This is a genomic window from Streptomyces olivochromogenes (genome assembly GCF_001514115.1).
Classification (GTDB): Bacteria; Actinomycetota; Actinomycetes; order Streptomycetales; family Streptomycetaceae; genus Streptomyces; species Streptomyces olivochromogenes.
This window is the reverse complement of sequence record NZ_KQ948468.1, coordinates 30,294-48,894: the sequence shown is the minus strand read 5'-3', so window position 1 is coordinate 48,894 and position 18,601 is coordinate 30,294. Positions and strand designations below refer to the sequence as shown.

The following is an 18,601-nucleotide window of genomic DNA, read 5'->3' as shown; positions in this document are numbered from 1 at the left end:
TGGTGCCGTAGCGGGCGTCCGCCTGGTGGACGCGGCCGCACAAGTGAGCGGACACCCGGTCAGGCGGGCCCGACCTGGGTACACCGTGCCGGATACGCCTAGGGCGCGCTTGAGGTATCCCTCAAGCGCGCCCCGTGGACATCCCGTACCGTTTGTCCGTTGTTGGCCGACCGTTCAGGCGGGCTGCTGCGCCGCGGAGATGCGCTCGCCCCGGAGCGCCTCGTACCAGCGGTCGTCGATCGGCGGCAGCGCGTTCACATCGAGCGCCAGCTTCAGCAGCAGGTCCGCGATCTGCGGGTTGCGGGCGAGCACGGGCCCGTGCATGTACGTGCCGAAGACCGTGTCGTTGTACGCGCCCTCGGTGCCGTCGCCGGTGCCGTTGCCCTTGCCGAGCCGCACCTGCGCGAAGGGACGCGCGGTGGGGCCGAGGTGGGTGACGCCCTGGTGGTTCTCGAAGCCGGTCAGCTGCGGCAGGCCGAGGCGCGGGTCGATGTCTCCGAGGACGTCGCCGACGCACCGCTCGCCCTCGCCGCGCACCGAGACCACGTCGAGCAGACCGAGGCCGGGCTCGCGCTGCCCGAGGTCGTTGATGAACTCGTGGCCGAGGATCTGGTAGCCGGCACAGACCGAGAAGACGATCGCGCCGTTGCCCACCGCGCGGTGCAGACCGCCGTCGCGGCGCAGGCGCTCCGCGGCGAGCCGCTGCGGCCGGTCCTCGCCGCCGCCGATGAGGTAGATGTCGCCGGAGGTCGGGATCGGCTGGTCGCTGCGTACGTCGAGACGGGCGACGTCGAGACCGCGCTGGCGGGCCCGGCGCTCCACGACGAGGGCGTTGCCCTGGTCGCCGTAGGTGCTCAGCAGGTCCGGGTAGATCCACACCAGGCGCAGGCTGTTGTCACTCATTCTCTTGGTCCTCCGTGGCTGCTCAGTTGCCGACACGACGCCTCAAATCCTGGAATGCGGTGTAGTTCGCGATGACCTCGATGCGACCGGGCGGGGCGAGCTGCACCGCCTGGTCGAGGTTCTCGCAGACCTGGAAGGACTGGTTGGCGACCTCGAGACGCACGGCGAGGTCGAGCTTGCGGTCGCCGAGCACGAAGATGGGGTGCCCGGTCAGACGGGTGTAGTCGACGTCCCACAGCCAGGAGGTGTCGGTACCGTCGGCGCCCCGCGCGTTCACGGACAGGATGACCGGGGTCGGCGGAGGGTCGATCAGGGAGAACGTCTCGAGCCAGCCCGCGGGGTTCTTGGCGAGCAGCAGACGCAGGTCGCGCTGCATGAACTGCACCACGTCATAGCGTCCGGCGACCGCCTGTACCTGGTACATGCGCTCCAGGGCGACCTGCGGGGGCACCCCGAAGACCGCGGCGACGGCGGCAGACGAGGCGGCGTTCGCCTTGTTGGCCCGGCCGGGCAGCTGGAGGTGGATCGGCCACGCGGAGCCGTGCGGGTCGAGGACGTGGTCCCCGGACAGCGCCCAGGTCGGCGTCGGACGGCGGAAGCCGCAGTCGCCGCAGAACCAGTCGTCGCCGGGGCGCTGCATCACACCGCCGCAGGACGGGCAGGACCAGGCGTCGTCCTTCCACATCTGACCGGCCGCCACCCACATGACGTTCGGCGAGGAGGAAGCGGCCCACACGACGAGCGGGTCGTCGGCGTTGGCGACCACGACGGCTTTGGAGCCGGCCAGGCCCTCGCGCCAGTGCTCGGCCATCATCCGGGTCTCGGCGGCCCGGTCGAGCTGGTCGCGGGAGAGGTTGAGCAGGGCGATGCACTTCGGGTCGGTGTCGCGGGCGACACCCGCGAGGTACTTCTCGTCGACCTCGATGACCGCGAACTTCGCGTCCGAACCCCCGGCGAGAGCCGAGGTGATACCGGCCGGCATGTTGGCGCCCAGCGCGTTGGACACGACCGGGCCCGCGGCGCGCAGCGCCTCCGCGATCAGCCGGGTGGTCGTGGTCTTGCCGTTGGTCGCCGACACCAGGATCACGTCCAGGTGGGTGGCGAGCCTGGCCAGCAGATCGGGGTCGAGCTTGAGTGCCACCCGGCCGCCGATCACCGATCCGCTGCCGCGTCCGGCGGCCCGCGAGACGGCCGCCGCCGCCTTGCCCGCCGTCACGGCCAGCTTGGCCCGCGGCGTCAGCGGGTCCGAGTTGCCTGACATCGTTTCTCGATCCTCCTTGCGTACGCGCCGCGCCTCTGCCCCCGGCACCGTGTGGACCTCAGCCTATCGAGATCCACTCACGTGCCCGAATCGCGGCACCTCCACGGTGCCCGCGCGACATTCGCGCGCCCATGAGGACCGTACCCTTGCCGCCATGCGACACGGTTCCATCCCCGGCACCCGAGGGCGCGTCCGGCCTGTGACTCTGCTCGGCGACCCCGTTCTGCACACACCGTGTGAAGACGTCACGGACTTCGGTCCCGAACTCGCCCGACTCGTCGAGGACATGTTCGCGACGATGTACGCCGCCCAGGGCGTCGGCCTCGCCGCGAACCAGGTCGGCGTCGCTTCGCGGGTCTTCGTGTACGACTGCCCGGACGACGATGACGTCCGCCATCTGGGACACGTGGTGAACCCCCGTCTCGTCGAGGCGGACGGAGTGGTCCTGCGCGGGCCGGAGGGCTGTCTCTCCCTGCCCGGCCTGGAAGCGGGGACGGAGCGGTACGACCACGCCGTCGTCGAGGGGTTCACGGTGGACGGGGAGCCGGTGTCGGTGCATGGCACGGGGTGGTTCGCCCGGTGTCTGCAGCACGAGTACGACCACCTGGAGGGTGGTCTGTACGTGGACCGGCTGAGTGGGTGGCGTCGGCGCCGGGTGATGAGGCAGGCGGCGCGGGCGTCTTGGGGGCGCTGAGCATTGCGGGCCGGCTGCGGATTGTCTTCGGCTGAGCGCGCAGTTCCCCGCGCCCCTGGAGGGGCGCCGACGTGAGCGCCCCGCTTTGAGGGGCGCGGGGAACTGCGCGACCAGCCACGAACAACCCGCAGCCGACACCCGACCTCAGAACCCAGGACCCCCGACACGGTCGCCGGCCGCGGCCAGCCGGCCCCACAGCAGGTCGGCCAGACTCCGTACCAACTCGGCCCGGGAGCAGGGCTGTTCACCGAGCCACCAGTCCCCGGCGGCATGCATCATGCCGACGATCCCGTGCCCCCACACCCGCGCCAGCTGCTGGCTGCCCGGTCCGAGATCCACCCGTTCCTCGATGACCTCGGCCAACTCCTCGCCCATGCGGCGCAGCAGCGGCGCGGAGTGCTTGCCCAGGTCGAAGCCCTGGTCGGCGGACGAGGCGCCCTCCGTGGGGTGCATCAGGAAGCGGTAGACCTGAGGGTGCGCCTCGATGGCCGCGAGATACGTGTCGAGCGTGGCCTCCACCCGCTCCCGGCGCTCCGCGGGCGCGTCCAACGCGGCCCGCAGCGCTCCGAGGAGAGCGTCGGTGTGCCGCTTGGCCAGGGCCGCGTAGAGTCCGCCCTTGTCGCCGAAGTGGCGGTACAGGATCGGCTTGGTGATGCCCGCCTCGGCGGCGATGGCGTTCATCGAGGCCCCGGGGCCGTCGCGAAGCACCACTCTGTCCGCGGCCTCCAGCAGCTCACGCCGGCGGCGGTCGGCGGACCTCTGCTGATCGGTCCGCTGTGTGGTGTCCATGATCTCTCCCCACCCGTGGTGATTCGGTGACGCCTGCGCAAAGTAACACTCATCGGCCCATGCGTATCGAACGGGCTGACGAGCGGAACGTGGGAGTTGACTTTTACTACTGATCAGTAACAGACTCCAGTTACCGCAAGTAACACTTTAGTGCAGTGCTGGAGGGGACATGGCCGAGTTCACCATGGAGCTCAACGACGAACAGAGGGAGGTCCGCGACTGGCTCCACGGGTTCGCCGCCGATGTGATCCGCCCCGCGGCCGCCGAGTGGGACGAGCGCGAGGAGACTCCCTGGCCGGTCATCCAGGAGGCCGCGAAGGTCGGCATCTACTCCCTGGACTTCTACGCCCAGCAGTACTTCGACCCGACCGGTCTCGGCATCCCCATGGCCATGGAGGAGCTGTTCTGGGGCGACGCGGGCATCGCCCTGTCGATCGTCGGCACCGGCCTCGCCGCCGTGGGCGTCCTCGCCAACGGCACCGAGGAGCAGATCGGCACCTGGATCCCGCAGATGTATGGCGACGCCAACGATGTCAAGGTCGCGGCCTTCTGCTCCTCCGAGCCCGACGCCGGCTCCGACGTCGCCTCGATGCGCACGCGTGCCGTCTATGACGAGGCCAAGGACGAGTGGGTGCTCAACGGCACCAAGACCTGGGCGACCAACGGTGGCATCGCCAATGTCCATGTCGTCGTCGCGGTCGTCGACCCGGACCTCGGTTCCAAGGGGCACGCCTCCTTCATCGTGCCGCCGAACACGACGGGCCTCTCCCAGGGCCAGAAGTTCAAGAAGCACGGCATTCGTGCCTCGCACACCGCCGAGGTCGTCCTCGACAACGTTCGCATCCCCGGTTCCTGCCTGCTCGGAGGCAAGGCGAAGCTGGACGAGCGCCTGGCCCGCGCCCGGGAGCGCGCGAAGGCGGGTGGCGGTGAGCGGGTGAAGAACGCCGCGATGGCCACGTTCGAGGCGTCGCGTCCGGCCGTCGGGGCCATGGCGGTGGGCACGGCCCGCGCCGGGTACGAGGTCGCCCTCGACTATGCGATGACGCGTGAGCAGTTCGGGCGTCCGATCATCGACAATCAGGGTGTCGCGTTCCAGCTCGCCGACATGCGTACGTCGATCGATGCGGCGCGTCTGCTGGTGTGGCGGGCTTCGTGGATGGCGGTCAACGGGAAGCCGTTCACCGCGGCCGAGGGGTCGATGTCCAAGTTGTTCGCCAGTGAGACGGCGAAGAAGGTCACCGGTCAGGCGATCCAGATCCTGGGTGGAAATGGCTACACCCGTGAGTATCCGGTGGAGCGGATGCACCGGGATGCAGCCATTTACACCATTTTTGAAGGTACGAGTGAGATCCAGCGGCTGGTGATCGCGCGGACGCTCTCCGGGATGCCGATTCGGTAGCGGTTGCGCGCTGCCCTCACCGGAGTTTCAGAGGGGTGAGCTGCTCGATGTCGTACCTCGCCCTCAGTTCCTCGATGGCCGAGTGGTCCGGCGGGCCCCCGTCCCTCAGGATCTCGAGCAGCTCCTCGAAGTAGCGCTCGTGGTCCGGGGGCGGGGAGGCCTGGAAGAACATCTTCGCCTGGCTCTCGGTGGGGTTGGAGAAGGCGTGGGGACAGCCCGGGGGCACGACGATGAGCGTGCCCGGGGTTGCCCGTACCACCCGGTTGCCCGAACTCGACTCCCACTTCTGCCAGTTGTCGGGGGTCCGGATCAGAGGCTCGAAGGCGAGCACGTCCACCTCGCCTTCGAGCACGTAGAACAGCTCCTCGCTGCGCGTGTGCACATGGGCGCCCACGTCGAACCCGGGTGGTACCAGCACCTCGAAGGTGGACGCGGTGCGCGAGTGCGAGCCGGTCACCTTGAACGTCACGTGCTGGGCGGGGGTCTGCACGATCCGGCCGTGACCCGGTGGTACGAGGAGTCCTTCGGTCATGGTCATCGCGCTCACCACGTCACGGGCAGAGCCTCGGGGCCACGGATCAACGCGCCTTTCCTGAACGGGACCTGACTCGGGGGGACGGCGAGCCGCAGTCCCGGCAGCCGGTCCACAAGCGCCTCGACCAGGAGTTCCGACTCCAGCCTGGCCAGCATCCCGCCCGGGCAGTAGTGCGGGCCGAAGCCGAACGCCACGTGCGGATTGGGGCTGCGCCCGAAGTCGATGTGCTCCGGGTCCGGGAAGACCTCCGGGTCGCGGTTGGCGGCCAGGTACGAGACGTAGATCGGATCGCCGGCCCGGATCTGTACGCCCCTGATCTCGACGTCCTCCCTCGCGATCCGCGACAGGCCGACCATGTTGCGGTGCGGGATGTAGCGCAGCAGCTCGTCGATGGCCTGGGGGCGGATCCGAGGGTCGGAGCGCAGCCGGTCGGCCAGCGCCGGGCGGGTCAGGAGCAGGTAGAACATCTGCCCGCTGTTGTTGGTGACCGCCTCGCCGCCGATCTGGAGGAGGACGGCGAGTCCGACGGCCTCCTCCAGATCGATCTCGTCCCGGCCCACGGCGGCGCCCAGCAGCGAGGTGACGTCCTCGTCCCTGCTGTCGTTCCGGGCGCCGATGAGCTTCCTGAAGTAGGCGCCCATCTCGTCCTTGGCCTTTTCGCTGACCTCGGCGCCGTGCGCGGAGGACAGGATCAGCTGCGTCCAGGTGTGCATGCCCCGCCGGTCGTCGGCGGGGACGCCCATCAGCTCGCAGATGACCGCGATGGGGAAGGGGCTGAGGACCGCCTCGGTGAGATCCGCGGGCGGTCCGATCCGCAGCAGCTCGTCGACCATCACGTCGAGCGTGCGCCGGGCCTTGTCGCGGACCCGTTCCACCCCGCGTGCCGTGAAGGCCGCCGCCACCGAGCGGCGCAGCCGGGTGTGGTCGGGCGGGTCCAGGAAGCCCACCGCGCCGCGGGCCGGGATGAAGTGCGGGGCGAGCCGGGTGACCGGCTGGTCCACCACCGCCTCGCGGCCGAACCGTGGGTCGTTGGCGACCATGCGCACATCGTCGTGTCGGGTCACCAGCCAGGCCCAGCCCTCGCCGTTGGGCAGCTGGATCCGGGTGACCGGTCCCTCGCGCATCAGCTCGCTCAGGACCGGGTCGAAGTCCACGCCCTTCAGGTCGAGGGCGGGCCAGTGCCGGACAGGCGGCAGTGGCCCGGGCATCGTCTTCTCGGTCATTTCGTTCACACCGTCTCGTTGCTGCCGTCGCGCCAGCGGCCCAGGGCCATTTCCGCGGTGATGCCGGGGCCGAAGCCCGCGAGCAGTCCGCGCGCGGCGTGCTCGGCGCCGCCCTCGTCGAACAGTCGGCGCAGCGCGTCCAGGACGACGGCGCTGGCGATGTTCCCGTACTCGGTGAGGGTGGCCCGGCTGAACCGGAAGGCCTCCGGCGGGACCTCGAGGAACTTGCTGAGGTCGTCGAGGATCCGGGGGCCGCCCGCGTGGATGATGTAGAAGTCCAGGTCGGAGGCGTCCCAGTCGTGCTGTCGCGCGAGGGCGTGGAGGGCGGGGGCGAGCGGTTCCATCGTCCCGGGAACCCGCTTGTCCAGTAGGAAGTGGAACCCCGTGGCGCGGACGTCGTACATGATCCAGTCCTCGGTCTTGGGGACCAGGTAGGAACCGTTGCGCTCCAGGTGGACGCCGGTGCCGCCGTTGCCGCGGACGACGGCGGCGGCGATGCCGTCGCCGAACAGGCCGTTGCAGAGCAGCGAGCCGACGCTGAGATCGGTCGGTTGGTAGCAGAGCGAGCAGAACTCGCAGGCCACGATGAGCGCATTGGCGTCGGGGTACGCCGTGGTGAAGTCGTGGGCACGGTTGATCGCGGCGCCGCCTGCCGCGCAGCCCAGCTGGGCTATGGGTATCTGCCGGGTGTCGCTGCTGAAGTCCATCGAGTTGATCAGCCAGGCCGTGAGCGAGGGCATCATGAACCCGGTGCACGAGACGTAGATGATCATGTCGATGTCGGTGGTGAGCAGCTCGGCGTCATCCAGCGCCCGCTGTATGACGGCGGGGACGCGGGCTTTGGCCTCGCTCTCGTAGACCTTGTTGCGTTCTTCGAAGCCCGGGTGTTTCAGCGTCTCCTCGATGGGCTGCACGATGTGCCGCGTTTGGACACCGGTGTTCTCGATCAGTCGGAGTGCCAACGGGAGCTGTGGGTGGTCCTCGTGACGGGAGCGAGCCAGCTCCAGCGTCTCCTCCATCGTGATCACGTATTCCGGCACGGAGACCGAAGGTCTGCACAAAGTCGCCATGACGCGCGCCTTCTTTCGCCTTCCGGGGAACTCTCGTCCCCCGGCGGAAGAGTGGTTCACCCACGGGGGTGGTTCACCCACCGGGGTGGTCCACCCACGATCACCCGGAAGCGTGGGGATCTCTCGTCGGGTTACTCCATTCCGGGGATTCTTGGGAGGGCGCAGGAGCACGAGGGAAGAGGCCCCGGGACGGCCGAACCGAAGGAGTACGCCATGGTGCGCACGGCCAGGGAACTGCTGGAGGACACCACGGGGAAGCTCGCCCCGGACCCCCACGCCAACCGGCTGTTGCCCCTCATCGCCCGGGGCGCGGCGCAGCGTTCCACGCTCGCCGCCCTCGCCCTGGAACAGCGCCATGTGATCGCCGCGGACCGCCGTGCGTTCCTGCATCTGGTCGAGCGTCCGGACGTCGATCCGCAGAGCGCCGCCTTCTTCGCCGTGCTCGCGGAGGGTGAGGCTCTGGCCCAGGGCAGGTTGGATGTGTTCGCCGCCGCCTGCGGGGTGGACGAGGCGCGGGTGGCGGCCTACGAGCCGCTCGCGGACTGCCAGGCCTATCCCGCGTACGTCGCCTGGCTGGCCCTGAACGGCTCACCGGCCGACGTGGTGCTCGCCCTGAGCGGCAACTTCACGACGTGGGGCGGCTATTGCGCGGCGATCGCCGAAGCCCTGCGCCGCCACTACGGCTTCGGCGGCGAGGTGTGCGGCTTCTTCGACTTCTTCGCGGCTCCCGCCCCGGAGCTGGAGCGGAAGGCGCTCGCGGCTGTACAGGCGGGGCTGGACGCGGGGCGGATCGGGGAGACCGAGGTCCTGCGGTACGGGCGACTGCTGCAGAGCTACGAGGCGAAGTTCTGGCACGCCCTGTGGGAACTCGACCAGCGGACGGCCTGAGGGCGCGTCGGCCCGGCGTGCGGACCGGGCGGACGCGCGCCGTCAGTCGGACGTCGTCCCGCTGCTGTGCGCGATGCAGGCCACGTCGATGCGGTCGGCGAGCTTGGCGAGTTCGATGGTCAGCGTCGCCACCGTGTCCTCGTCGAGTCCGTCCTGGCCGGCCTCCACCAGGTGCAGCCACCGGCCGCCCACCGTGCGCAGCAGTTTGCTGACGTCGGCGGCCGCCACCTGCAACGTGCCGCGGTCGTCGACGATCAGAGGCAGGGTCACTTCGCGGTTCACAGGGGGATCGTAGCTGCGGAACGCTTACGCTCCGTGCCATACGGTGGTGATGTTGCAGAACTCGCGGATTCCGTGTCCCGACAGTTCACGCCCGTAGCCGGACCGCTTGACCCCGCCGAACGGGAACGCCGGGTGGGAGGCGGTCATCCCGTTGAAGAACACGCCGCCTGCCTCCAGGTCGCGTACGAACCGGTCCGCTTCTGCCTCGTCGTTCGTCCAGACGTTCGAACTCAGCCCGAACGGCGTGTCGTTCGCGAGCGCCACCGCCTCGTCCAGATCGGCGGCGCGGTAGAGCGTGGCGACCGGCCCGAAGGTCTCCTCCTGGTGGACGCGCATCTCGGGGGTGATGTCGGTGAGGATGGTCGGCGCGTAGTACCAGCCGTGCTCCGTGAAGCCCTCCGGGCGCTCGCCGCCGCACAGCACGGTCGCCCCGTTCTCCACCGCGTCGTCGACGAGCTCCTCCAGGTCACCGCGGCCCTGTTCGGTGGAGAGCGGGCCGATGTCGGTGTCCTCGTCCAGCGGATCGCCGACCTTCAGCGCCTTCATGCCCGCCGTGAAGCGCTCGGCGAAGGCGTCGAACACGTCCGTGTGCACGATGAACCGCTTGGCCGCGATGCACGACTGCCCGTTGTTCTGCACCCGGGCCGTCACCGCGGTCCGCGCCGCCCGGTCCACGTCGGCGGAGGGCATGACGACGAACGGGTCGCTGCCGCCCAGCTCCAGCACCGTCTTCTTGACCTCGTCCCCGGCGACCGAGGCCACGGCGCGCCCCGCCGGTTCACTCCCGGTCAGCGTCGCCGCCTTGACCCGGGGATCGCGCAGGATGCCCTCCACGGCGCCCGAGCCGATCAGCAGCGTCTGGAAACAGCCCTCGGGGAAGCCCGCCCGGCGGAACAGGTCCTCCAGGTAGAGGGCGGTCTGCGGCACGTTCGAGGCGTGCTTGAGCAGGCCGACGTTGCCCGCCATCAGGGCGGGCGCGGCGAACCGGACCACCTGCCAGAGCGGGAAGTTCCACGGCATGACGGCCAGCACCGGGCCCAGCGGCCGGTAGCGCACCAGGACGCGGGAGGCGCCGGAGTCCTTGACGTCGGAGTCGGCGGGCTCCTCGTCGGCGAGCAGTTCCTCGGCGTGGTCGGCGTACCAGCGCATCGACTTCGCGCACTTGGCGGCCTCCGCGCGGGCCTGCTTGACGGGCTTGCCCATCTCCGTGGTCATCACCCGGCCGATGTCGTCCCGTTCCTCGTCGAGGAGGTCGGCCGCCCTGTGCAGCAGCCGTGCACGCTCGGCGAAGGAGGTGGTGCGATAGTCGCGGAACGTGGTCTCGGCCGTGGCGAGCCTGCGCTCGATCTCCTCGGCGCCGAGCGCGTCGTACGTCTTGAGCGTCTCGCCGTTCGCCGGGTTCACCGTCGCGATGGGCATGGCCGACCTCCTGAAGCGGGCTGTTCTTCGAGCGGGCAGTTCTCCATAAGTCTCTATAAGTCCGAGTGCTCCGCCAGCCGGTCCAGAAACGCCGCCTGCGCCGGCACGATCAGCTCCCGGGCCCGGTCCAGGCCGAACCATTCCACCCGGTCCAGCTCGGGAAACTCCTGGCGCCGCCCCGACTTCGGCGGCCACTCCATCTCGAAGGTGCCCGGGACCACGGTCGCCGGGTCGAGGTCCGCCTCGATCGCCCAGGCCGTGACGACCTTGCCGTTCTTCTGCTCGACCTCGCCGAGCGGGACGGCCTCGCCGTCGGGCGGCGGCAGCCCCAGTTCCTCCTGGAACTCCCGGCGCGCCGCGTCCCAGGCGGTCTCGTCGGGCTCGTACTCGCCCTTGGGCACGGTCCACGCCCCGGCGTCCCGCCGCGCGAAGAACGGGCCGCCCATATGGCCGAGCAGCACCTCCGGGCCGTCGTCGGTGCGCCGGTACAGCAACAGTCCGGCACTGCGCTTCCCCGTCACGGGGCCACCTCCGGGTGTGCGGCGAGCAGGGTCTCGACCGTGTCGGCCTCCGCGGGCGTCTTGTCCTCGCGGTAGCGCACCACGCGGGCGAACCGGAGGGTGACCCCGGCCGGGTAGCGGGTGGACTTCTGCAGACCGTCGTAGGCGATCTCCACGACGAGTTCGGGCCGTACGGTGACCACGTGGCCGCTGTCCTCGACGGCCAGCTCCTGGAGGCGCTCGGTCTGCCAGGCCAGCATCGCGTCCGTCATGCCCTTGAAGGTCTTGCCGAGCATCGCGAAGGAGCCGTCCGCGGCGCGGGCCCCGAGGTGCAGGTTGGAGAGCTTGCCGGTGCGCCGTCCGTGGCCCCACTCGGCCGCCAGGACCACCAGGTCGAGGGTGTGCACGGGTTTGACCTTCAGCCACGACGCCCCGCGCCGGCCCGCGCTGTAGGGGGCGTCCAGAGCCTTCACCACCACGCCTTCGTGACCGCGCTCCAACGTCTCGGCGAGGAATCGTCGTGCCGGGGGGATGTCCTCGGGCCCGTGGGCGAGGGCGCGCCGCACCCGCATCGGCTCGGGCACCAGCCGCGCCAGCTCCGCGTGCCGTTCGGCGAACGGCAGATCCAGCAGATCCCGCCCGTCGACCGAGAGCGCGTCGAAGAAGACGGGGGAGACCGGCACGCTCCGCGCGGCCGTGGCCACATCCACCCGCGAGCCCACCCGCCCGGCCGTCTCCTGGAAGGAGCGCGGCCGCCCGTCCTCGTCCAGCGCGATCACCTCGCCGTCCAGGATGAACCGGGTGCCCTTCAACTCCATCGCGACGGAGGTGAGTTCGGGCAGCCGGTCGGTGATGTCGTCGAGGGTGCGGGTGTAGATCCGTACGTCGTCGCCGTCGCGGTGCAGCTGTACGCGGATGCCGTCGAGCTTCTCCTCGACGGCACACGCGCCCAGCTTCTCCACGGCCTCGGACACGGACGTGGCGCTGTGGGCGAGCATGGGCAGTACCGGGCGGCCCACCGTGAGCCGGAAGTCGTCCAGGGCCCCGGGGCCGTCCGCCAGCAGCGCCTGCGCCACCGTCTGCAGCGATCCGGCGAGCATCACCGCCCGCCGTACGTCCGCGGCGGGCGCGCCGGTCGCCTCGGCGAGCCCCTCGACCGCGACCGCGTCCAGCGCGCCCTGCCGCACCTCACCGGTGAGCAGCCCGGACAGGAACCGCTGTTCGTCCTCGGTGGCCGCCGCCCGCAGCTCGTCCATCAGCCGTCTGCGCTCCGCCTGCGAGCCGGCGCCCGTGACCGCGCCGACCTCCGTCAGCCGGGCGTCCACGTCCCGCACCGTGAGCGACGGCTCGATCGCGGCCGGCACCGGCCCGCTCAGCAGCTTCCAGCCGATGCCGAGCCGCCCCTGCGGGAGACGGCCCGCCAGATAAGGGATCACGATCGGCACGTCGTCCGCGTCGGCGTCCCGGAACAGCTCGGCGAGCAGGGCGGTCTTCCGGGACCGCGCCGAGGTGGCGGCGACCTCCTGGGACACACGGGCGAGCCGGGCGAGCAGCATGGAGCCATGGTGCTACGGAGGGGCGCCGTCCACACCCGGGCGGTTCAGCTCCGGGGCCAGGACCTGTCCTGGGCGGCGTCGAGGTCGGCGAAGAGCAGCTCGCCGTTGAGCGTGGCCGCCGCCCGGTAGCCCGCGCCCGCGGCGTTCACGACCTGCTCGGCGAAGCCCACCGCGTTGCCCGCCGCCCAGACGCCGGGCACGGTCGTCAGGCCCGTCTCGTCGACCACCGGGTACGTGCCGAACGGGGTCTCGCGCAGTGCGGCGCCCAGCCGCTCGAACAGGTCGTTGCGGGGGACCGCGCGCGGCGCCACGAAGAGCGTCGAGCGGTCGTGGACGGTACCGTCCGTGAGCCGGACCCCCGTGAGCCGGTCGCCCTCGACGACGAGCCCCGCGACCTCACCGGCCACCACGACGACCCCGGCAGCGGCGAGCCGTCGCGTGTCGTCGCCCGTCAGCTCCTCCTCGGCGACCCTGTGCAGGAACAGGGTGACGTCCTTCGACCACTGGGAGACCATCAGCGCCTGGTGGACGCTCATCGGCGTGGTGGCCAGCACCCCGAAGGACCTGTCGCGGACCTCCCAGCCGTGGCAGTACGGGCAGTGCAGCACGTCCCGCCCGAAGCGCTCGGCGATCCCCGTGACCGCGGGGAGCTCGTCCGCCAGCCCGGTGGCGAGGATCAGCCGCCGCGCGTGCACGGTCCGTCCGGCCGCGAGCGTCACACGGAACTCGCCGTCGTCCTGCCGGGACGCGTCCACCGCCCGGTCCCGGACCAGCTCGACGCCGTACCGCGCGATCTCCTCGCGCCCCGCGGCGAGGAACTCCGCGGGCGGCATGCCGTCCCGGGTCAGATAGCCCTGCAGATGCGCGGCGGGCGCGTTGCGCGGCTCGCCCGCGTCGACGACGAGCGTGCGGCGCCGGGCCCGGCCGAGGACCAGCGCGGCGGACAGGCCGGCCGCGCCGCCGCCGACGACGACGGCTTCGTACCTCTCGGTCATGTCGGTCATGGTGACCACCTCCACCGCAGACGGTCGCCCGACCGGTGCCGCATTGACAAATGGCTTTGCCGAATCTGCAATATGGGCATGAGCAAGGGCATGGATGACGATGCACAGACGGACGAGGTGCTGGCCGAGGTCGGGCCGAGGCTGCGGCGCATCCGCAAGGAGCGGGGCGCGACACTCGCCGGGCTGTCCGAGGCGACCGGCATCTCCGTGAGCACGCTGTCGCGGCTGGAGTCGGGGCTGCGCAAGCCCAGCCTGGAGCTCCTGCTGCCGATCGCCCGGGCCCACGAGGTACCGCTGGACGAGCTGGTCGGCGCGCCCCAGGTGCGCGACCCGCGCGTACGCGCCCAGCCGATCGTGCGCGGCGGCCGCACCCACTGGCCGCTCACCCGGCAGCCCGGCGGACTCCAGGCGTACAAGGTGCTCGAACCGCAGCGCAAGCTCGAACCGGAACCCCGGACCCACGAGGGCTATGAGTGGCTGTACGTGATGTCGGGTCGGCTGAGGCTCGTGCTGGCCGACCACGACGTCGTGCTCGGCCCGGGGGAGGCCGCCGAGTTCGACACGCGGGTGCCGCACTGGTTCGGGTCGACGGGGGAGGGGCCCGTGGAGTTCCTGAGCCTGTTCGGGCCGCAGGGAGAGCGGATGCATGTGAGGGCGCGTCCGGCCCGCTCGTGAGGGCGTGACGCACATGACTGTTCCCTGATCGGCAAGCGACCGCTTAGTATGCGGTCGAGCCCGGTCAGACAGAGCAGTCCCGTGGAGGCCCCGCATGCAGGCATGGCAAGTACACCAGCTCGGCGAACCGAGTCAGGTGATGCAGCTCCAGGACGTGGAGCGACCGGTGCCCGGTGAGGGGCAGGTCCTGCTCAAGGTACGCGCGGCGAACATCAACTTCCCGGACGTGCTGATGTGCCGCGGGCACTACCAGGTCAGGCCGCCACTGCCGTTCACGCCCGGTGTGGAGATCTGCGGCGAGACCGAGGACGGGCGCCGCGTACTGGCCAACCCCGCGCTGCCGCACGGCGGTTTCGCCGAGTACACCGTCGCGGACGCCGCCGCCCTGCTGCCCGCGCCCGACACCCTCGACGACGCCGAGGCGGCCGCCCTGCACATCGGCTACCAGACGGGGTGGTTCGGTCTGCACCGCCGGGCCCGTCTCGAAGCCGGCGAGACGCTGCTCGTCCACGCAGCCGCCGGAGGGGTCGGCAGCGCGGCCGTGCAGCTGGGCAAGGCGGCGGGCGCCACCGTCATCGGCGTGGTCGGCGGGGCCGACAAGGTGGCCGTGGCGCGCGAGCTGGGCTGCGACGTCGTCATCGACCGGCGTACCCAGGACGTCATCGCCGCCGTGAAGGAAGCCACCGGCGGCCGGGGCGCCGACGTGATCTACGACCCCGTCGGCGGTGAGGCGTACACCCAGTCCACCAAGGTCGTCGCCTTCGAGGGCCGGATCGTCGTCGTGGGCTTCGCCAGCGGCTCGATCCCCAGCCCGGCGCTCAACCACGCCCTGGTGAAGAACTACGCGATCCTCGGCCTGCACTGGGGCCTGTACGGCACCAAGAACCCCAAGCTGATCCAGCACTGCCACGAGCAGCTCACCGAGCTGGCCGCGCGCGGTGCCATCAAGCCGCTGGTCAGCGAGCGCGTGCCGCTGGGCGGCGGTGCGGCCGCCGTGCAGCGGGTCGGCGACGGTGTCACCACCGGGCGGGTCGTCGTGGTGCCCTCTCTCGAGAACGGAGCCGCCGCATGACCGACGCAGCCGAACTGCGCACCCGTACGAAGGAGTTGCTGGCGGCGCACCCGCCCGCGACCACGGACCGGGTCGACTTCCTCAAGGCCCGTTTCGACGCGGGACTCGCCTGGGTGCACTACCCCGAGGGCCTCGGCGGTCTCGGCGCTCCGCGCACCCTCCAGGCCGTCGTGGACGCCGAACTGGAGGCCGCCGGCGCCCCCGACAACGACCCGCGGCGCATCGGCATCGGCCTCGGCATGGCCGCGCCGACCATCCTCGGCTTCGGCACCGAGGAGCAGAAGCGGGACTTCCTCAGGCCGTTGTGGGTCGGCGAGGAGGTCTGGTGCCAGCTCTTCAGCGAGCCCGGCGCCGGGTCCGACCTGGCCGCGCTCGGTACGCGTGCCGTCCGGGAGGGCGACAACTGGGTGGTCAACGGGCAGAAGGTGTGGACCTCCAGCGCCCACCTCGCCCGCTGGGCCATCCTCATCGCCCGCACCGACCCGGACGTGCCCAAGCACCGCGGCATCACGTACTTCATCTGCGACATGACCGACCCCGGCGTCGAGGTGCGGCCGCTGCGCCAGATCACCGGCGAGGCCGAGTTCAACGAGGTCTTCCTCACCGACGTCCGCATTCCCGACGCGCACCGGTTGGGTGAGGTCGGCGACGGCTGGCGGGTCGCGCAGACCACGCTCATGAACGAGCGCGTCTCCATCGGCGGTATGCGTATCCCGCGCGAGGGCGGCATGATCGGCCCGGTCTCCAGGACCTGGCGCGAGCGTCCCGAACTGCGCACCCACGATCTGCACCAGCGGCTGCTGAAGCTGTGGGTGGAGGCCGAGGTCGCCCGGCTCTCCGGTGAACGGCTGCGCCAGCAGCTCGTCGCGGGCCAGCCCGGCCACGAGGGCTCCGGGATGAAGCTCGGATTCGCCCGCCTCAACCAGGAGATCAGCGGCCTCGAGGTCGAACTCCTCGGCGAGGAAGGCCTGCTGTACGACGACTGGACGATGCGTCGGCCGGAACTGGTCGACTTCACCGGCCGCGAGGCCGGCTACCGCTATCTGCGCTCCAAGGGCAACAGCATCGAGGGCGGGACCAGCGAGGTCCTGCTGAACATCGTCGCCGAACGCGTGCTGGGCCTGCCGTCCGAGCCGCGCACCGACAAGGACGTCGCGTGGAAGGACCTGACCCGATGATGATGACGACAACACAGAGCACCCAGCCCGATCTGCTGTACTCGGAGGAGGAAGAGGCGCTGCGCGCCGCCGTCCGCGACCTCCTCTCCGACCACTGCGACGTGGCGGGCGTCATCACCCGCACCGAGACGGACACCCCGCACGACCCCGAACTGTGGAAGGCGCTCTCGGACGGGATGGGCCTGGCGGGCCTGCTCGTACCCGAGTCGCTGGGCGGCCAGGGCGCCACCCACCGCGAAGTCGCCGTGGTGCTGGAGGAACTGGGGCGTGCGGTCGCGCCGGTGCCGTATCTGACCAGCGCCGTCGTCGCCACCGAGGCCCTGCTGGCCTGCGAGGGCGAGGAGGCCGCCGGGCTGCTGACCGCGCTGGCGTCGGGCCGGACGATCGGCGCGCTCGCCGTCGCCCTGTCCGTGGCACCCGGCGGCGCCCACAAGACCGTACGGAACGAGGACGGCCTTCTGCACGGGGAGCTGACGGGGATCGCGGACGCGGCGGTGGCCGACGTGCTGCTGGTTCCGGCGGACGACGGCGGGCTGTACGCGGTTGACGGGGACGCCGTGACCCTCACCCCGCAGGTGTCCCTCGACCTCACCCGGCGGCTCGCCACGGTCACCCTCGACGGGGTGCGCGCACGTCGCCTCGGCGCCGCCGAACCCGCCGTACGACGGGCCCTGCGCAGCGGTGCAGGACTGCTTGCCTCCGAGCAACTCGGCCTCGCCGACTGGTGCTTGACCGAGACGGTCCGCCACCTCAAGGAACGCAAGCAGTTCAACCGGCCCGTCGGCGGATTCCAGGCGCTCAAGCACCGGCTCGCGCAGCTGTGGCTGGAGGTCGTCAACACGCGTGCCGCCGCCCGCGGTGCCGCCGACGCGCTCGCGACCGGCAGCGCGGACACCGACGTGTCCGTCGCCGTCGCCCAGGCGTACGCGGCGTCCGTCGCCGTCCACACCGCCGAGGAGGCCCTCCAGCTGCACGGGGGCATCGGGATGACCTGGGAGCACCCGGTTCACCTCTACCTGAAGCGGGCCAAGGCGGACTCGATCGCGTACGGCACGGCGGGAGCCCATCGCGCGGCGCTGGCCGAACTGGTGGACCTGCAAGCCCCCTGACGTACCTCCGCCAGAGGCCCGCCCCACCAGGGGCGGGCCTCTCGGTGTGCGCACCGCGGGTGAAGTGAACGGACAGCGGCAGTCCGGCCAACTCCCCTCACCCCAAGGTTTGTTGGGCCCCCGGAGACCGCATACTCGCTGAGGTCCGTAGCGCACCCCTCAAGGGAGGCAGAGCATGGCCCTCACCACCCGTCGCAGAGCCCTCACCACCCTCGGCGCCGCCCTGGCGGGCTCGGTCGCCCTGCCCGCCTCGCGAGCACTGGCGGGGGAGGAGAAGCACCGCACACGCCCCCTGTGGCGTGCCCACGCGCACAACGACTACGAGCACCCGCGCCCCCTGTTCGACGCCCTCGACCACCGCTTCGGCAGCGTCGAGGCCGACATCTACCTCGTCGGCGACCAACTCCTCGTCGCCCACGACCCGGTCGACCTCGACCCGACCCGCACCCTCGAATCCCTCTACCTCGCGCCCCTCGCCGCCCGCGTGAAGGCCAACCACGGCTCGGTCTACCGGGGATACCGACGGCCCGTGCAACTCCTCATCGACATCAAGACCGAGGGCTCGTCGACGTACCTCGAACTCGACCGCCATCTGAGCCGCTACCCGCACCTGTTCACCACCTACGCGCACGGCCGGGTGCGTCCGGGGCCGATCACCGCGGTGATCTCCGGCGACCGCGCCGCCCGTACGCCCATGGAGGCGCAGAGCGTGCGGCGCGCCTTCTACGACGGCAGGCTCACCGACCTCGGCAGCGCGGCCCCCGCCGCCTTCATCCCGCTGATCTCGGACAACTGGACGCTCAACTTCACCTGGCTCGGTGACGGCCCGTTCCCCGACGCCGAGCGTGCGAAGCTGCGCGGCATCATCGAGGCGGCGCACCGGCGGCACCAGAAGGTGCGGTTCTGGGCCACGCCCGACCTGGCGGGCCCGGCGCGCGAGGCCCTGTGGGGCGAACTGCTGGCCGCCGGCCTCGACTACTTCAACACCGACGACCTCGCCGGGCTCGAAGCCTTCCTCGACGCGCACGAGTAGACGCGCACCAG

Annotated in this window: 19 protein-coding genes; 8 read left to right on the top strand and 11 right to left on the bottom strand. The window is 71.0% G+C overall.

Annotated features, from left to right (window positions below; all coding sequences use genetic code 11):
• Nucleotides 1–174 precede the first annotated feature (174 nt).
• Both AQJ27_RS37010 and AQJ27_RS37005 read right to left on the bottom strand, forming a co-directional pair.
• Nucleotides 175–903, bottom strand: a complete 729-nt coding sequence (locus AQJ27_RS37010; protein ID WP_054228955.1) for a type 1 glutamine amidotransferase — start codon at nt 901–903, stop codon at nt 175–177.
• 22 nt (nt 904–925) lie between these two features.
• On the bottom strand, nt 926–2,164 hold the full coding sequence (locus AQJ27_RS37005) for a MurT ligase domain-containing protein (protein WP_054228954.1): 1,239 nt from the start codon (nt 2,162–2,164) through the stop codon (nt 926–928).
• A 154-nt stretch (nt 2,165–2,318) separates the two neighbouring features.
• Between AQJ27_RS37005 and def the strand changes: the two genes are divergently transcribed.
• Nucleotides 2,319–2,858, top strand: a complete 540-nt coding sequence (def, locus tag AQJ27_RS37000; RefSeq protein WP_067378669.1) for a peptide deformylase — start codon at nt 2,319–2,321, stop codon at nt 2,856–2,858.
• A 144-nt stretch (nt 2,859–3,002) separates the two neighbouring features.
• Here the strand turns inward: def and AQJ27_RS36995 are convergent, their stop codons facing one another.
• Nucleotides 3,003–3,647: a TetR/AcrR family transcriptional regulator gene (locus tag AQJ27_RS36995; RefSeq protein WP_054228952.1), complete on the bottom strand. Its 645-nt coding sequence runs from the start codon at nt 3,645–3,647 to the stop codon at nt 3,003–3,005.
• A 169-nt stretch (nt 3,648–3,816) separates the two neighbouring features.
• Between AQJ27_RS36995 and AQJ27_RS36990 the strand changes: the two genes are divergently transcribed.
• Entirely contained in the window at nt 3,817–5,046 is a 1,230-nt protein-coding gene (locus tag AQJ27_RS36990) for an acyl-CoA dehydrogenase family protein (RefSeq protein WP_067378666.1), read from the top strand.
• A 16-nt stretch (nt 5,047–5,062) separates the two neighbouring features.
• Here AQJ27_RS36990 and AQJ27_RS36985 read toward each other — a convergent pair whose 3' ends face one another.
• The 3 genes from AQJ27_RS36985 to AQJ27_RS36975 are packed head-to-tail and all read right to left on the bottom strand — an operon-like array spanning nt 5,063 to nt 7,874.
• Nucleotides 5,063–5,584, bottom strand: coding sequence for a cupin domain-containing protein (locus AQJ27_RS36985; RefSeq protein WP_067378663.1), 522 nt, complete (start codon nt 5,582–5,584; stop codon nt 5,063–5,065).
• A gap of 5 nt (nt 5,585–5,589) precedes the next feature.
• Entirely contained in the window at nt 5,590–6,804 is a 1,215-nt protein-coding gene (locus AQJ27_RS36980; protein WP_067379117.1) for a cytochrome P450, read from the bottom strand.
• Between the two features lie 5 nt (nt 6,805–6,809).
• Nucleotides 6,810–7,874, bottom strand: coding sequence for a type III polyketide synthase (locus AQJ27_RS36975; protein ID WP_067378660.1), 1,065 nt, complete (start codon nt 7,872–7,874; stop codon nt 6,810–6,812).
• A gap of 213 nt (nt 7,875–8,087) precedes the next feature.
• Here AQJ27_RS36975 and AQJ27_RS36970 point away from each other — a divergent pair, with 213 nt between their 5' ends.
• Nucleotides 8,088–8,762, top strand: coding sequence for a transcriptional regulator (locus AQJ27_RS36970; protein WP_067378657.1), 675 nt, complete (start codon nt 8,088–8,090; stop codon nt 8,760–8,762).
• 42 nt (nt 8,763–8,804) lie between these two features.
• On the opposite strand, the gene AQJ27_RS36965 is transcribed toward AQJ27_RS36970, so the two are convergent.
• From AQJ27_RS36965 to AQJ27_RS36945, 5 genes are read right to left on the bottom strand one after another with little or no spacing between them, the layout of a single operon-like run.
• Nucleotides 8,805–9,044: a DUF6213 family protein gene (locus AQJ27_RS36965; protein ID WP_054228947.1), complete on the bottom strand. Its 240-nt coding sequence runs from the start codon at nt 9,042–9,044 to the stop codon at nt 8,805–8,807.
• A 24-nt stretch (nt 9,045–9,068) separates the two neighbouring features.
• Nucleotides 9,069–10,463, bottom strand: coding sequence for an NADP-dependent succinic semialdehyde dehydrogenase (locus AQJ27_RS36960; protein WP_067378654.1), 1,395 nt, complete (start codon nt 10,461–10,463; stop codon nt 9,069–9,071).
• Between the two features lie 53 nt (nt 10,464–10,516).
• Nucleotides 10,517–10,984, bottom strand: coding sequence for an NUDIX hydrolase (locus tag AQJ27_RS36955; RefSeq protein WP_067378651.1), 468 nt, complete (start codon nt 10,982–10,984; stop codon nt 10,517–10,519).
• On the bottom strand, nt 10,981–12,519 hold the full coding sequence (locus tag AQJ27_RS36950) for an ATP-dependent DNA ligase (RefSeq protein WP_067378648.1): 1,539 nt from the start codon (nt 12,517–12,519) through the stop codon (nt 10,981–10,983). Before AQJ27_RS36950 ends, AQJ27_RS36955 begins: the two co-directional genes overlap by 4 nt.
• 44 nt (nt 12,520–12,563) lie before the next feature.
• Nucleotides 12,564–13,514 carry an NAD(P)/FAD-dependent oxidoreductase gene (locus AQJ27_RS36945; protein WP_067379114.1) on the bottom strand — a complete coding sequence of 317 codons (951 nt, stop codon included), beginning with the start codon at nt 13,512–13,514 and terminating at the stop codon, nt 12,564–12,566.
• A 99-nt stretch (nt 13,515–13,613) separates the two neighbouring features.
• Here AQJ27_RS36945 and AQJ27_RS36940 point away from each other — a divergent pair, with 99 nt between their 5' ends.
• From AQJ27_RS36940 to AQJ27_RS36920, 5 genes are all read left to right on the top strand, one after another.
• Nucleotides 13,614–14,198, top strand: coding sequence for a helix-turn-helix domain-containing protein (locus tag AQJ27_RS36940; RefSeq protein WP_067379113.1), 585 nt, complete (start codon nt 13,614–13,616; stop codon nt 14,196–14,198).
• 94 nt (nt 14,199–14,292) lie between these two features.
• Nucleotides 14,293–15,270 (top strand): NADPH:quinone oxidoreductase family protein, encoded by a 978-nt coding sequence (locus AQJ27_RS36935; protein ID WP_067378645.1) that lies wholly within the window; start codon nt 14,293–14,295, stop codon nt 15,268–15,270.
• A complete protein-coding gene (locus tag AQJ27_RS36930) occupies nt 15,267–16,448 on the top strand; it encodes an acyl-CoA dehydrogenase family protein (RefSeq protein WP_067378642.1) in 1,182 nt (393 codons plus the stop codon). Before AQJ27_RS36935 ends, AQJ27_RS36930 begins: the two co-directional genes overlap by 4 nt.
• Nucleotides 16,445–17,557, top strand: a complete 1,113-nt coding sequence (locus tag AQJ27_RS36925) for an acyl-CoA dehydrogenase family protein (protein ID WP_244313881.1) — start codon at nt 16,445–16,447, stop codon at nt 17,555–17,557. The genes AQJ27_RS36930 and AQJ27_RS36925 overlap by 4 nt, the downstream gene beginning before the upstream one ends.
• 175 nt (nt 17,558–17,732) lie before the next feature.
• Complete coding sequence (locus tag AQJ27_RS36920) at nt 17,733–18,590, top strand: phosphatidylinositol-specific phospholipase C/glycerophosphodiester phosphodiesterase family protein (protein WP_067378639.1); 858 nt, start codon at nt 17,733–17,735, stop codon at nt 18,588–18,590.
• Nucleotides 18,591–18,601 lie beyond the last annotated feature (11 nt).

What these genes read in the sequence shown, in the direction of transcription:
- AQJ27_RS37010 (WP_054228955.1), bottom strand. Translation starts at nt 903, where the DNA reads ATGAGTGACAACAGCCTGCGCCTGGTGTGGATCTACCCGGACCTGCTG.
- AQJ27_RS37005 (WP_054228954.1), bottom strand. Translation starts at nt 2,164, where the DNA reads ATGTCAGGCAACTCGGACCCGCTGACGCCGCGGGCCAAGCTGGCCGTG.
- def (WP_067378669.1), top strand. Translation starts at nt 2,319, where the DNA reads ATGCGACACGGTTCCATCCCCGGCACCCGAGGGCGCGTCCGGCCTGTG.
- AQJ27_RS36995 (WP_054228952.1), bottom strand. Translation starts at nt 3,647, where the DNA reads ATGGACACCACACAGCGGACCGATCAGCAGAGGTCCGCCGACCGCCGC.
- AQJ27_RS36990 (WP_067378666.1), top strand. Translation starts at nt 3,817, where the DNA reads ATGGCCGAGTTCACCATGGAGCTCAACGACGAACAGAGGGAGGTCCGC.
- AQJ27_RS36985 (WP_067378663.1), bottom strand. Translation starts at nt 5,584, where the DNA reads ATGACCATGACCGAAGGACTCCTCGTACCACCGGGTCACGGCCGGATC.
- AQJ27_RS36980 (WP_067379117.1), bottom strand. Translation starts at nt 6,804, where the DNA reads ATGACCGAGAAGACGATGCCCGGGCCACTGCCGCCTGTCCGGCACTGG.
- AQJ27_RS36975 (WP_067378660.1), bottom strand. Translation starts at nt 7,874, where the DNA reads ATGGCGACTTTGTGCAGACCTTCGGTCTCCGTGCCGGAATACGTGATC.
- AQJ27_RS36970 (WP_067378657.1), top strand. Translation starts at nt 8,088, where the DNA reads ATGGTGCGCACGGCCAGGGAACTGCTGGAGGACACCACGGGGAAGCTC.
- AQJ27_RS36960 (WP_067378654.1), bottom strand. Translation starts at nt 10,463, where the DNA reads ATGCCCATCGCGACGGTGAACCCGGCGAACGGCGAGACGCTCAAGACG.
- AQJ27_RS36950 (WP_067378648.1), bottom strand. Translation starts at nt 12,519, where the DNA reads ATGCTGCTCGCCCGGCTCGCCCGTGTGTCCCAGGAGGTCGCCGCCACC.
- AQJ27_RS36945 (WP_067379114.1), bottom strand. Translation starts at nt 13,514, where the DNA reads ATGACCGAGAGGTACGAAGCCGTCGTCGTCGGCGGCGGCGCGGCCGGC.
- AQJ27_RS36940 (WP_067379113.1), top strand. Translation starts at nt 13,614, where the DNA reads ATGGATGACGATGCACAGACGGACGAGGTGCTGGCCGAGGTCGGGCCG.
- AQJ27_RS36935 (WP_067378645.1), top strand. Translation starts at nt 14,293, where the DNA reads ATGCAGGCATGGCAAGTACACCAGCTCGGCGAACCGAGTCAGGTGATG.
- AQJ27_RS36930 (WP_067378642.1), top strand. Translation starts at nt 15,267, where the DNA reads ATGACCGACGCAGCCGAACTGCGCACCCGTACGAAGGAGTTGCTGGCG.
- AQJ27_RS36925 (WP_244313881.1), top strand. Translation starts at nt 16,445, where the DNA reads ATGATGATGACGACAACACAGAGCACCCAGCCCGATCTGCTGTACTCG.
- AQJ27_RS36920 (WP_067378639.1), top strand. Translation starts at nt 17,733, where the DNA reads ATGGCCCTCACCACCCGTCGCAGAGCCCTCACCACCCTCGGCGCCGCC.